The organism is Streptomyces sp. NPDC006294 (assembly GCF_042870895.1).
GTDB lineage: Bacteria > Actinomycetota > Actinomycetes > Streptomycetales > Streptomycetaceae > Streptomyces.
The window spans coordinates 243,951-256,144 of sequence record NZ_JBIAHV010000009.1; the positions used below are offsets into that span (position 1 = coordinate 243,951).

Annotated in this window: 8 protein-coding genes and 1 pseudogene; 3 read left to right on the plus strand and 6 right to left on the minus strand. The window is 71.5% G+C overall.

Annotated features, from left to right (window positions below; translation table 11 throughout):
• Positions 1-269: 269 nt before the first annotated feature.
• Positions 270-476 carry a DUF397 domain-containing protein gene (locus tag ACFYOP_RS18445; protein WP_356894826.1) on the plus strand — a complete coding sequence of 69 codons (207 nt, stop codon included), beginning with the start codon at positions 270-272 and terminating at the stop codon, positions 474-476.
• Between the two features lie 104 nt (positions 477-580).
• Here ACFYOP_RS18445 and acnA read toward each other — a convergent pair whose 3' ends face one another.
• From acnA to ACFYOP_RS18465, 4 genes are all read right to left on the minus strand, one after another.
• Entirely contained in the window at positions 581-3,298 is a 2,718-nt protein-coding gene (gene acnA, locus ACFYOP_RS18450) for an aconitate hydratase AcnA (RefSeq protein WP_356894828.1), read from the minus strand.
• An 832-nt stretch (positions 3,299-4,130) separates the two neighbouring features.
• A complete protein-coding gene (locus ACFYOP_RS18455; protein ID WP_356894830.1) occupies positions 4,131-4,679 on the minus strand; it encodes a GNAT family N-acetyltransferase in 549 nt (182 codons plus the stop codon).
• Positions 4,680-4,709: 30 nt separating this feature from the next.
• Positions 4,710-6,335, minus strand: coding sequence for an amidohydrolase (locus ACFYOP_RS18460; RefSeq protein ID WP_356894831.1), 1,626 nt, complete (start codon positions 6,333-6,335; stop codon positions 4,710-4,712).
• Between the two features lie 80 nt (positions 6,336-6,415).
• Positions 6,416-7,081, minus strand: a complete 666-nt coding sequence (locus ACFYOP_RS18465; protein ID WP_356894833.1) for a TetR family transcriptional regulator C-terminal domain-containing protein — start codon at positions 7,079-7,081, stop codon at positions 6,416-6,418.
• A 72-nt stretch (positions 7,082-7,153) separates the two neighbouring features.
• Here ACFYOP_RS18465 and ACFYOP_RS18470 point away from each other — a divergent pair, with 72 nt between their 5' ends.
• Entirely contained in the window at positions 7,154-8,599 is a 1,446-nt protein-coding gene (locus ACFYOP_RS18470) for a cytosine permease (RefSeq protein ID WP_356894835.1), read from the plus strand.
• Positions 8,600-8,855: 256 nt separating this feature from the next.
• On the opposite strand, the gene ACFYOP_RS18475 is transcribed toward ACFYOP_RS18470, so the two are convergent.
• Entirely contained in the window at positions 8,856-9,383 is a 528-nt protein-coding gene (locus ACFYOP_RS18475) for a helix-turn-helix transcriptional regulator (RefSeq protein WP_356894837.1), read from the minus strand.
• 302 nt (positions 9,384-9,685) lie between these two features.
• Between ACFYOP_RS18475 and ACFYOP_RS18480 the strand changes: the two genes are divergently transcribed.
• Positions 9,686-11,215 carry a UDP-N-acetylglucosamine 1-carboxyvinyltransferase gene (locus tag ACFYOP_RS18480; RefSeq protein WP_356894839.1) on the plus strand — a complete coding sequence of 510 codons (1,530 nt, stop codon included), beginning with the start codon at positions 9,686-9,688 and terminating at the stop codon, positions 11,213-11,215.
• Between the two features lie 91 nt (positions 11,216-11,306).
• On the opposite strand, the pseudogene ACFYOP_RS18485 reads toward ACFYOP_RS18480, so the two are convergent.
• Positions 11,307-12,022 (minus strand): annotated as a pseudogene (locus ACFYOP_RS18485) (DinB family protein).
• Between the last annotated feature and the right edge of the window lie 172 nt (positions 12,023-12,194).

Sequence of the window (12,194 nt, forward strand, 5' to 3'; positions counted from 1 at the left end):
CGCGTTTCCGGCCGGGGCCGGACGTCACCCACTCGTGTCGACTTTCGCGGAGTCGCGCGCGACGAGCCACCGGCTGGCTACGCTCGCTCCCATGTCCCAGCCGAAGGAACTGGACCCCTAAAACAACCCGCGGGCAGCGGACAGCTGATCGAGGGTCCGGCCCTGGTCGAGCACAGCGCACGGACATACGATCTCGCCAGGGCCGCCGCCCTGTCACCGGCGGCGACCTTGGAGTTGCTCGCATCGATGGCGAAGGACTACGAGAACCCATGAGCTCCACACAGGATCTGAGTCAGGCGGTCTGGCGGAAGTCGTCCTACAGCGACGGAACCGGCGGCAGCTGCGTCGAGGTCGCGGACGGGTTCCCCGGTGTGCTGCCGGTGCGGGACAGCAAGGTGCCCGACGGGCCCGCCCTGTTCTTCTGCCGGGCGGGCTGGGACACCTTCGTCACCGCCGTCCGGCACGACGAGTTCTGACGCACCGCACCGCACCGGCCGTCGGCCACGCCGAAGGGGCCGCACTCCCTTGCAGGGAGTGCGGCCCCTTGGCGTTGCGTCCGACCCGTCAGCCGCGGCTGTGCCTAGCCACGAATGAGGTTCCGCAGCACGTACTGCATGATGCCGCCGTTGCGGTAGTAGTCCGCCTCGCCCGGGGTGTCGATGCGGACGACCGCGTCGAACTCCACACCGGTGTCGGTGGTCACCTTGACGGTGGCCGGCGTGCCGCCCTCGTTCAGCGCCGTGACGCCGGTGATGGAGAAGGTCTCCTCACCGGTCAGGCCGAGGCCCTCGGCAGAGCCGCCCTCCGGGAACTGCAGCGGCAGGACGCCCATGCCGATGAGGTTCGAGCGGTGGATGCGCTCGTACGACTCGGCGATGACGGCCTTGACGCCGAGCAGCGCGGTGCCCTTGGCCGCCCAGTCGCGGGACGAGCCGGAGCCGTACTCCTTGCCCGCCAGGATCACCAGCGGGGTGCCGGCGGCCTGGTAGTTCTGCGAGGCGTCGTAGATGAACGACACCGGCCCGCCGTCCTGGGTGAAGTCGCGGGTGTAGCCGCCCTCGGTGCCCGGCGCGATCTGGTTGCGCAGGCGGATGTTGGCGAAGGTACCCCGGATCATGACCTCGTGGTTGCCCCGGCGCGAGCCGTAGCTGTTGAAGTCGCGGCGCTCGACGCCGTGCTCCGTGAGGTACTTGCCGGCCGGGGTGTCGGCCTTGATCGCACCGGCCGGGGAGATGTGGTCGGTGGTGACCGAGTCGCCCAGCTTGGCCAGCACACGGGCGCCGGAGATGTCGCCGACCGGGGTCGTCTCCATCGTCATGCCCTCGAAGTACGGGGGCTTGCGCACGTAGGTGGACTGCGGGTCCCACTCGAAGGTGTTGCCGGTCGGGATCGACAGCGCCTGCCACTGGGCGTCGCCCGCGAAGACGTCGGCGTAGGACTTGTTGAACATGTCCTCGCCGATGGCGTTGGCGACGACGTCGTTGACCTCGGCCTCGGTCGGCCAGATGTCCGTCAGGTAGACCGGCTTGCCGTCCTGGTCGACGCCCAGGGCGTCCTTGGTGATGTCCACCTTCATGGAGCCGGCGAGGGCGTACGCGACGACCAGCGGCGGCGAGGCCAGGTAGTTCATCTTGACGTCGGGGTTGATCCGGCCCTCGAAGTTGCGGTTGCCGGAGAGCACCGAGGTGACCGCGAGGTCGTGGTCGTTGACGGCCTTGGAGACCTCGTCCGGCAGCGGGCCGGAGTTGCCGATGCAGGTGGTGCAGCCGTAACCGACCAGGTTGAAGCCGACCTTGTCGAGGTACGGGGTCAGGCCCGCCTTGTCGAAGTAGTCGGTGACGACCTTGGAGCCCGGGGCGAGGGTGGTCTTGACCCACGGCTTGCGGGTCAGGCCCTTCTCGACCGCCTTCTTGGCCACCAGCGCGGCGGCGACCATGACGTACGGGTTCGAGGTGTTGGTGCAGGAGGTGATCGCGGCGACGGTGACGGCGCCGTGGTCGATCTCGTAGGTCGAACCGTCGGGGGCGGTGACGGTGACCGGCTTCGACGGTCCGCCGTTGGGCGTGTTCGCCGGGGCGTCGGAGGCCGGGAAGGACTCCTTGCTCGCCTCCATGTCGTCGGTGACGTAGTTGCGTACGTCCACGGCGAACTGCTGGGCGGCGTTCGCGAGGACGATGCGGTCCTGCGGGCGCTTCGGGCCGGCGATGGAGGGGACGACCGTGGAGAGGTCGAGCTCCAGCTTCTCGGAGAAGTCGGGCTCGGCGGCCGGGTCGAGCCAGAGGCCCTGCTCCTTGGCGTACGCCTCGACCAGCGCGACCTGCTGCTCGTCGCGGCCGGTCAGGCGCAGGTACTTCAGGGTCTCGTCGTCGATCGGGAAGATGGCCGCGGTGGAGCCGAACTCCGGCGACATGTTGCCGATGGTGGCGCGGTTGGCGAGGCTCGTCGCCGCCACGCCCTCGCCGTAGAACTCGACGAACTTGCCGACGACGCCGTGCTTGCGCAGCATCTCGGTGATCGTGAGGACCAGGTCGGTCGCGGTGGTGCCGGGCTTGAGCTCACCGGTGAGCTTGAAGCCGACGACCCGCGGGATGAGCATGGAGACCGGCTGGCCGAGCATCGCGGCCTCGGCCTCGATGCCGCCGACGCCCCAGCCGAGCACGCCGAGGCCGTTGACCATGGTGGTGTGCGAGTCGGTGCCGACGAGGGTGTCGGGGTACGCCTGACCGCCGCGGACCATGACCGTACGGGCCAGGTGCTCGATGTTCACCTGGTGGACGATGCCGGTGCCGGGCGGGACGACCTTGAACTCGTCGAAGGCGGTCTGGCCCCAGCGCAGGAACTGGTAGCGCTCCTTGTTGCGGCCGTACTCCAGCTCCACGTTCTGGCCGAAGGCCTCCGCGGTGCCGAACTTGTCGGCGATGACGGAGTGGTCGATGACCAGCTCGGCCGGGGCCAGCGGGTTGATCTTCGCCGGGTCACCGCCGAGCTCCTTGACGGCCTCGCGCATGGTGGCGAGGTCGACGACACAGGGAACGCCGGTGAAGTCCTGCATGATCACGCGGGCCGGCGTGAACTGGATCTCCTGGCTGGGCTGCGCCTGGGAGTCCCAGCCGCCGAGCGCCCGGATGTGGTCGGCGGTGATGTTCGCGCCGTCCTCGGTGCGGAGCAGGTTCTCCAGCAGAACCTTGAGGCTGTAGGGGAGGCGCGCGGCGCCTTCGACCTTGTCCAGCCTGAAGATCTCGTACGACTCGTCGCCCACGCGCAGCGTGCTGCGGGCGTCGAAGCTGTTCGCCGACACGACAGTCTCCTTCATCAATGTGCGCGTACTACCTCAATGCTGCCGCCACGGCTGCTCGCCGATCCGCTAAGGTAAGGCTTAGTTAGGTAACCCTTACCGATTGGCGGCTTGCGGTACGCCTTCGGCAGATATCTCGATGTCGAGATAACTCTAGTACATGACCGCTTCGGGGTCATGCCCGGACACCCCTGTTCCGTCCCTGGGGGACGTCGGCTGATTCATCGCCGGCGCACCCGGCGTTACGAGGTGACGCGCTGGGCCGGGCGGCCGCACCGGTCGGCGTGGATCTTGCGGAGCCGTACATCGAGCCGAGGCGGCAACGGCCGGCTCGCGTTGGCCGACGATGCCCATACTGACGAGCGGATCGAACCGAAGGGTGCCAAGGCGGTTCGGCGGTGACGCGATCCGCCGGTGCTCGGGCGGGGCGGGGGTGCCGGAGGCGGTGCACGGGCGGGGCGGGGGTGCCGGAGGCGGTGCTCGCGAATGTCCGGTGGCTGTCGCGCTACCGGCGTCCCCGATGCCTGCGCGGGGCGGTCCGGTACCGGCTCCGGGAAGCTGTCGCGGCCCGGTCGGCCCGGTCCCGTTGATGGCCGGCCCCCGATGCGGCCGGTGGCCGGCTTGAGGCGCACCCCGCCTTGTCCATCCCCTCCGGCGGGGCCGGGGCTACCGGCGCGACGGGCCGCTCGGCCCGGCCGGCGGCCGGTTCGGCCAAGCAGATGCCGTCGTTCGGCCGGCGGCCCCGGCGGTGGTCGAAGCGATGCGGCAGGCAATCGCAAACCACGCGCCGTTCGGTGCATGCGCGCCCGTGAAGGGATGGCCGCCCGGACCGAGCTCAACCGGACGGCGTGACCGGGGACCACACGCCGAACCACTGCTCGGCGCCCCACTCCTCGAACCGCTCCACCTCGGTGAACCCCAGCTTCGCCGCGAGGCGCATCGCGCGATCGTTCGCGGTCCTGGTGCAGAGCACCACGGGCTCGCCGGGAAGCACCCCGGCGAACCAGTCGAGTGCCGCCGCGCATGCTTCGGCGGCGTATCCGCATCCCCATGCCGCCGGCAGGAACAGGTAGCCGAGCTCGGCCTCCCGTGCATCCGGGCGGACGTGCCCCGGACGCTCCGCGTCGCGCGGATCAAGCGTGATCATGCCGATCATCGCTCCGTCGAGATCGATCACGAAAAGGCCGGGGCGCCGCCCGGGCACCTCAGGCACCGCGCGGTCGAGCTCGTCGCGCGGTCGAGCGCCACCGATGCAGGCGCCCACCTCGGGCGATGCGAACAGCTCGACGAACGCGGCACGGTCCCGGGCCTCGGACTCGCGGAGCACAAGCCGTTCGGTCTTCAACGGAGCAGGTGGCCAGACGGCGGGTCCGAGTTCGGTCATGGCGGCAACCTATCGTGGCGGACGGTCCGCCTACAGGCTCGCGTCGCGGTGGGTGGGGAGGCCGTCGAGGACGGTGAGGAGCACGGGGAGGTCCGGCAGGTCGGTGGCGGCGGTGGTCAGCGGGTCGTCGGCGAGGGCCGTGAGGTCGGCGCGGTGGCCGACGGCGATCCGGCCCGCCTCGTGCTCCTCGCCCGCCGCGTGGGCGGCGCCCGTGGTCATGGCCTGCAGGGCCTGCAGAGCGGTGAGCGCCTGCTCGGGGCCGTGCGGCGGCCGGCCGAGGTCGCGGCTGGGGCGGCGGTGACGGGCGCCGGCCATGACGCCCAGCGGCGGGTACGGGGCGATGGGCCAGTCAGAACCGAGGACGACCGTGGCGCCGGACTCCCACAGGTCCCGGCAGCGCCAGGCGCGCGCGGCGCGCTCCTCGCCGAGCCGGCGCGACCAGTTGTCGGTGTGGTCGGCCCGGGTGAAGTCGCAGCAGTGGGTCGGCTGCATGGACGCGACGACGCCGAGCTCGGCGAAACGGCGCAGGGTGTCGTCGGGCACGGTCTCGATGTGCTCGATCCGGTGGCGCACTTCCGGCCCCCCGGCGGCCATGGCCTTCTCGACGGAGTCGAGGGCGTGCCGTACGGCCGCGTCCCCGATGGCATGGGTCGCGGTCGGCACACCGGCACGGTGGAGTTCCGCGATGACGCGGGTGTACGCCTCGGGGTCCGGCCAGAAGGCGTGGGCCGACTCACCGTGACAGTCGGGGCGCTCCAGCCAGGCCGTGCCGTTGTCGATGGTGCCGTCCATGAAGAGCTTGACGCCCTGCGTGCGCCACAGCGCCCCGCAGGCCCCCTGCTGTTCGACCAGCGCGCGCAGCGCGTCGGCGTCCGCGCCGGGCTGGCACCACGGGGCGACGCGCAGCCTGAGCGGCAGCTCTCCGGCCGCGTCGAGTTCCGCGTAGAGCTCGAGGCTGTCGCCGTTCGCGTCCATGACGTGCCCGCCGGTGAGACCGGCGGCGGCCATGCCGCGCAGGGCGGCGGCGAGCCGCTCGCGGCGTTCGGCCCGGGTGGTCCGCGGGGCGACCTGCTCCACGAGGTCGCAGGCGGCGTCCTCCAGGAGCAGCCCGGTGGGCCGGCCGGCGTCGTCGCACACGACCTCGGCGGAGGCCTGCGCGAAGCTGCGCGGCCCGTCGACGCCCGCGAGTTCGAGGGCGCGGCGGCTGGCCAGCATGGAGTGGGCGTCGAAGAGCAGGAGGAGGGCCGGTACGCCGTCGAGCACCTCGTCGAAGGGCGCGGTCCCGACCGGCCGGTCGCCGAAGACGTTCGGGTCGAGGCCCCAGCCCTGCAGCCAGGCGCCGGGCGCCAGGGCCCGCACCTCGCGGGCCAGCGCCTCGCGTACCGCAGCCAGGTCGGCGCAGCCGGACAGGTCCAGGCCGTGGGTCAGTTCGGCGCCCGTGACGGGGTGGAGGTGCCCGTCGGTCAGGCCGGGGGTGACCACGGCCCCCTTGAGGTCGATCACCGTCGTGGCGGAGCCGGCGAGAGCGCGCACCTCCGCGTCGTCCCCCAGGGCGGAGATCCGGCCGCCGGACACGGCCAGCGCCGTCTGGGGCAGGGTCGTGCCGGTGACCGGGTCGAGCAGGCGGGCGGAGAGCAGGACGAGAGGGATGGGCACAGCGGCTCCTCGGTGGGGCGGGTGACTCGCACGGGCGGACGAGGCGGCGGGGCGGCCGGGACGGGCGATTCGGTGGCGGGTCAGTCGGTGGCGGCTGGGCTCTCGGGGTCCGCGTCGCCGGGTCGGGTGAGCGTGCCGGCCGCGAGGCCGAGTTCGCGTTCCGCCGTCGTGACGGCCATCCGTGTCACCGCCTCTGGGCGGTCGCCGGTCGCGGTGTTGGCGTGGGCGCCGAGGCCGTCGAGCACGACGAGGATCTGGATGGCCGTCACCTCCGGGTCGTCCGTACGGAACTCTCCCTCCTCCACCCCGCTGCGGATCAGGTCCACCAGGCGGCCGCGCCACGCGGCCTCCTGCTCGCGGACCCGGTCGCGCAGCACGGGCCGGTAGCGGCTGAGGTGCCGCGCGTTGATCCAGAGCCGGCTGATGTCGTCGTACGCCTCACCCGTCGCGTGTGCGAAGAACCGCGCCAGGTGCCGCGTCGGCGCCCCCTCGGGCCTCGCGGCCGGTACGAGGCCGTCGAGCTCGGCGCTCGCGGCGCTGCCGAACGCCTCCGCCACGAGGTCCTCGGCCGACGGGAAGTAGTGGGAGATGAGCCCCGGGCGGACGTCGAGCTCCTCGCCGATCCGCCGCAGAGTGACGCACTCCAGCCCCTCGGTCAGGGCGACCGCGGCGGCTGCGGCAACGATTTCCGCACGTCGGGCGGCCGGAGATTTCCGAATTCGCTTGCGCTGAACGCTTGACGACATACCTCGGATGCTATTGAGTGTGCGACCAATAAGCAAGCAGGCGGCCAGTGACCAGCACCCCGGAGGGGCCCCATGGCGTCCACGATTCCCGACCCGCAGCCGGACACGTACGGCGATGCGCAACAGGCGCCGCCCGCGGACCGGATGGGCCGGATCGAGGCACACGGCATCGACCGCATTCCCGACCGGGAACGCCACGGCCGTCCCCGTGAACTCTTCGCCGTCTGGGCCGCGGCCAACGTCAACTATCTGAGCCTGGTGGTCGGCGGCGCCCTGATACTCATGGGCCTCAGCCTGTGGCAGGCTCTCGCCGTGATCGTGGTGGGCAACCTGTTCTGGGTGCTCACGGGCCTGCTCGCCGTCTCCGGCCCGGCATCGGGCACTCCGAGCGAAGTGATCACCCGCGCGGTCTACGGCATCCGGGGCAACCGCGTGAACAACGCGATCACCGGCTGGACCATCTCCGTCTGCTACTTCGCCCTCAATCTCGCCGCCGCCGCGACAGCCGCCTTCTCCCTCGTCGAGCGGGCCGGCATCACCGCGGACACGGCCGTGAAGACCGTCGTCATCGTGGCCATCGCCGCGCTCACCCTGACCATCAGCGTCTACGGACACGCCACGATCGTGCGGCTCTACCTCCCGATCACCCTGGCCCTGACCGCGGTCTTCGCCGTCGTCGCCGTCAGCGTGCTCGGCCACACCGACTTCGGCCACACGCCCGCGCAGCCGCTCAGCGGCACCGCCCTGTGGGCGACCCTGGCCGCCGGTGTCACGCTCATCGCCTCGGGACCGCTCTCGTACACCACCAGCGCCGACTTCTCCCGCTACCTGCCGCGCACCACCTCGCCGAAGGCGGTCGCCGGCTGGACCGCACTCGGCAGCTTCGTCCCCAGCGTGCTCGTCTGCTCCCTCGGCGCGTTCGCGGCGACCGCGGTCGACATGAGCGACCCGCAGGCCGCGCTGGAGCAGATCCTGCCCGGCTGGTTCACGCCCGCCTTCCTGCTCGCCCTGGTGCTCGGCACCATTTCCATCAACGCCCTGACCGCCTACAGCGCAGGCCTCGCCCTCCAGGCCGTCGGCCTGCGCATCCGCCGCTCCTACAGCGTCCTCGTCGACGGCGCCGTAGCCGTCGCCCTGACCCTGTACGGGCTGCTCGTCTCCAACTTCCTCGACACCGTCAGCAACGTGCTCCAGCTGACCGTCGTCCTGCTCGGCCCCAGCATGGCCGTCTACGCCACCGACATCCTGCTGCGCCGCAACCGCTACGACGGCCTCGCGCTCACGGACGAGAGCCGCACCAGCCCCTTCTGGTACACCGCCGGAGTCAATCCGGCCGGAGCCCTGGCGCTCGGCGCGGGCGTCACCACGGCCGCGCTGTGCGTCGGCACCCTCTACACGGGCCCGTTCGCCCGGGCCCTGGGCGGCGTGGACCTCGCCCTGCCCGCCGGCATGGTCGTCGCCTCCGCCGTCTACGCCCTCCTGATGCGGCGCTCGCTCCCGGCCACCGGCACGGTGTGAGGAACGGGACCTGCCCGAAACGCGGTTGCCGGAGGCCGCGTCCTTCCCTGCGGTCCGCGCGGGAGCCGGCGCGCTTCACCGCGGCGCCGCACCGGTGCGACGCGGCCGCCTGACTCGTACGGAGCGAGGCGATCGCGGACCGCCGTCGATCCGCTGCCGGCGTCGTACGCGCTCCCCGCGACGGCGACGGTCGCACGGCATGTCCTCGACGAGGCGGTGGGCGGCCGGCGGGGCGCTGAACCCCGGCCGGTGGGGCTCACGCCCGGAGACAGGCCAGTACCGCAAGGACCCGGCGATGGGTCCCCTCCCCCGGGGGCAGATCCAGCTTGGCGAGGACGGAGCCGATGTGCTTGCCCACCGCCGCCTCGGAGACGACCAGTTGGCGGGCGATCGCGCTGTTGGACTTGCCCTCCGCGACCAGCCCCAGCACCTCCCGCTCACGCGGCGTCAGACGCTCCAGCGGATCGCGGCGCGCCCAGGCGTTCGGTCCCGGCGCCGCCGGGTCGGCGTGCGGCGTCGGCGCCGGCCTGCGGTCGACGAGCCGGAGTCTGCGGCGTTCCAGCGCGGCCACTGGCAGCCCGGAGAGCACCAGCAGCGCGAGCAGCGGCAGCCCCACGAGAAACACGGAGAGGGCGCCGCCCACCACCATGCCGGTGAGCAGCAGCACGAGCACCAGGATGCCGACGGGCGCGCTGCTGAGCAGATATCCGGCCGCCCGCCAGGGCCAGGCGGAGAGAAGGAAGCCGGGCCGCGACAGAGCCTGCCGGAGGTGGAGGGGACGCATACGGGCCACGGTAGAAGCCGGGTGCTCCCGGGGGCCATCGGCCAGGGCGTAGGAACGGGGGTAGGGCGAGCCCTACCGCCCCAATACGCCTATTGTGCTCTTAAATGCGGCATTTGACCGTTCATCGTGCGACGGGCGGCCGCCCTCCGGCCGCGCTCCGGTTGCCGGGTGCGCACGGTTCACCGAACATCGGGAGCGGAGTGTGCGCAGGTCCCGGCGTACGGGCGGGCACATGACAGGGTGTCACCCTGATGGAGCACCTCGATGCGACCCCATCTCATATGTGAGATAGCCTCCTCGTCATGGCAGACGACTACCTCGTACGCATCGGCAAGCTCATCCGTGACGCCCGTCAGCATCGAGGCTGGACACAGACGCAGCTCGCCGAAGCGCTGGGAACCAGCCAGAGTGCGGTCAACCGCATCGAGCGCGGCAATCAGAACATCAGTCTTGAGATGATCGCCCGAATCGGCGAGGCACTCGACAGCGAAATCGTCGCTCTGGGTTACTCCGGCCCCATGCATCTGCGGGTCGTCGGCGGCCGCCGGCTCTCCGGCTCCATCGACGTCAAGACGAGCAAGAACGCATGCGTGGCCCTGCTCTGCGGCTCGCTGCTCAACAAGGGGCGTACGGTCCTGCGCCGCGTCGCCCGCATCGAAGAGGTCTACCGGCTGCTGGAGGTCCTCGGCTCCATCGGGGTCCGCACCCGCTGGATCAACGACGGCCGCGACCTCGAGATCGTGCCGCCGGCCGGGCTCGACATGGAGTCCATGGACGCGGAGGCCGCCCGCCGGACCCGCTCCATCATCATGTTCCTCGGCCCGCTGCTGCACCGGATGGACACCTTCCGGCTGCCGTACGCCGGCGGCTGCGACCTCGGCACGCGCACCATCGAGCCCCACATGATCGCGCTGCGCCGCTTCGGCCTGGACATCACGGCGACGGAGGGCATCTACCACGCCGTGGTGGACCGTTCGGTCTCCCCCGGCCGCCCGATCGTGCTGACCGAGCGCGGCGACACCGTGACCGAGAACGCGCTGCTGGCCGCCGCCCGGTACGACGGCGTCACCGTCATCCGCAACGCGTCGTCCAACTACATGGTCCAGGACCTGTGCTTCTTCCTGGAGGCGCTCGGCGTCAAGGTGGAGGGCGTCGGGACGACGACGCTGACCGTCCACGGCGTCCCGAACATCGACGTCGACGTCGACTACTCGCCCTCCGAGGACCCGGTCGAGGCGATGAGCCTGCTGGCCGCCGCCGTCGTCACCGAGTCGGAACTGACGATCCGACGGGTGCCGATCGAGTTCCTCGAGATCGAGTTGTCGGTCCTCGAGGAGATGGGCCTCGACCACGACCGCACCCCCGAGTACACGGCGGACAACGGGCGGACCCGGCTGGTGGACCTGACGGTGCGCCCCTCCAAACTGGAGGCGCCCATCGACAAGATCCACCCGATGCCGTTCCCCGGCCTGAACATCGACAACGTGCCGTTCTTCGCGGCGATCGCAGCCGTCGCCCAGGGCCAGACCTTGATCCACGACTGGGTCTACGACAACCGCGCGATCTACCTGACGGACCTCAACCGTCTCGGCGGCCGCCTCCAGCTCCTCGACCCGCACCGCGTCCTCGTCGAGGGCCCGACCCGCTGGCGCGCCGCCGAGATGATGTGCCCCCCGGCCCTGCGCCCGGCGGTGGTCGTCCTCCTGGCGATGATGGCGGCGGAGGGCACGTCGGTGCTGCGCAACGTGTACGTGATCAACCGCGGCTACGAGGACCTGGCGGAGCGGCTGAACTCGGTGGGGGCGCAGATCGAGATCTTCCGCGACATCTGACGCGACGGGGCCGCCGTCCCCTTCTTGCCCGCGCTGCGGGCCTGAGGGGACGGCGGCCCTTGCCGCTCCCCGGGGGCTTCGGCCGGCCCGCCTACCGTGAAGCGGTGAAGCGGGCCCGCCACAGGTCGCGGGGCAGGGCGGTCTCGGCCATGTGGTGGATGAATTCGAGGTTGGACCCGCCAGTACGGAGATGAACGGGTCGTCGGGGTCGGAGCCGTACGGGTACTGCGAGAAGCCGACCGTGTCGAGCTGCTCCTCGGTCACGGTGGCGACGCTGTCGCGTCAGCGGTCGATCAGGGCCCGCACCGCTCGAGCGCCAGGGCGGCGGAGGGGGTGAAGTCGACCAGCAGCTTCGGGTCCTGGCGGTGTTCGCCGAAGGTCCACTCCCATTGTCCCGCGAAGCAGGAGTGCAAGTGCCCGAGCCGCCACGCGATGGTGGTGACCGGCACTTCGCCGGGCTCCGGCGTACCCGTGGGCGAGGATCTGCTCGACCCGCTCGACGCTCACGCTCCAGTCGTCGGCGATCTTGGCGACGGTCATACCGCCGGCGGCCTGCCGGGCCACCTCGGCGTACTCGTTCGCCGGGATGTCCGGGGCGCCCTTGTCGATCACCCACTCCCCCGGCCCGGGCGCCCTGGGCGTCGCCGCCTCGTCCCGGCGGCGGATCGACCAGCTGCCGGGCACCGGCTCCCACAGGTACTCCTCGTCGCCGAGCCCCGTCAGCCGCACCTCGGCCATCTCCCTGACCTGGTCGAACTGGTCGAGCAGCAGGCCCAGTCGGTCCGTCCGCGCCGCGCAGGTCTCCATGACCGCCCCTGTGTCGTCGCGCCTCGTACCTCGCTGCGCTCAGGCGGAGGCCAACGGCTCGCCTCACGGGGCGCGATCGATTTCCCCGTCCGCGAAGCGGTACGGAGCGCGGGCGCCCCACCGGCACGGTGACCGGGGATCCGGGCTCCGCTGTCGGTCTTCGGCGGCAGCC

Bases quoted from the DNA above. Each gene is read 5' to 3' on its own strand.
- ACFYOP_RS18455 (WP_356894830.1), bottom strand. From the start codon at position 4,679: ATGACCGAACTCGGACCCGCCGTCTGGCCACCTGCTCCGTTGAAGACC.
- ACFYOP_RS18475 (WP_356894837.1), bottom strand. From the start codon at position 9,383: ATGCGTCCCCTCCACCTCCGGCAGGCTCTGTCGCGGCCCGGCTTCCTT.
- ACFYOP_RS18480 (WP_356894839.1), top strand. From the start codon at position 9,686: ATGGCAGACGACTACCTCGTACGCATCGGCAAGCTCATCCGTGACGCC.
- ACFYOP_RS18470 (WP_356894835.1), top strand. From the start codon at position 7,154: ATGGCGTCCACGATTCCCGACCCGCAGCCGGACACGTACGGCGATGCG.
- ACFYOP_RS18445 (WP_356894826.1), top strand. From the start codon at position 270: ATGAGCTCCACACAGGATCTGAGTCAGGCGGTCTGGCGGAAGTCGTCC.
- ACFYOP_RS18465 (WP_356894833.1), bottom strand. From the start codon at position 7,081: ATGTCGTCAAGCGTTCAGCGCAAGCGAATTCGGAAATCTCCGGCCGCC.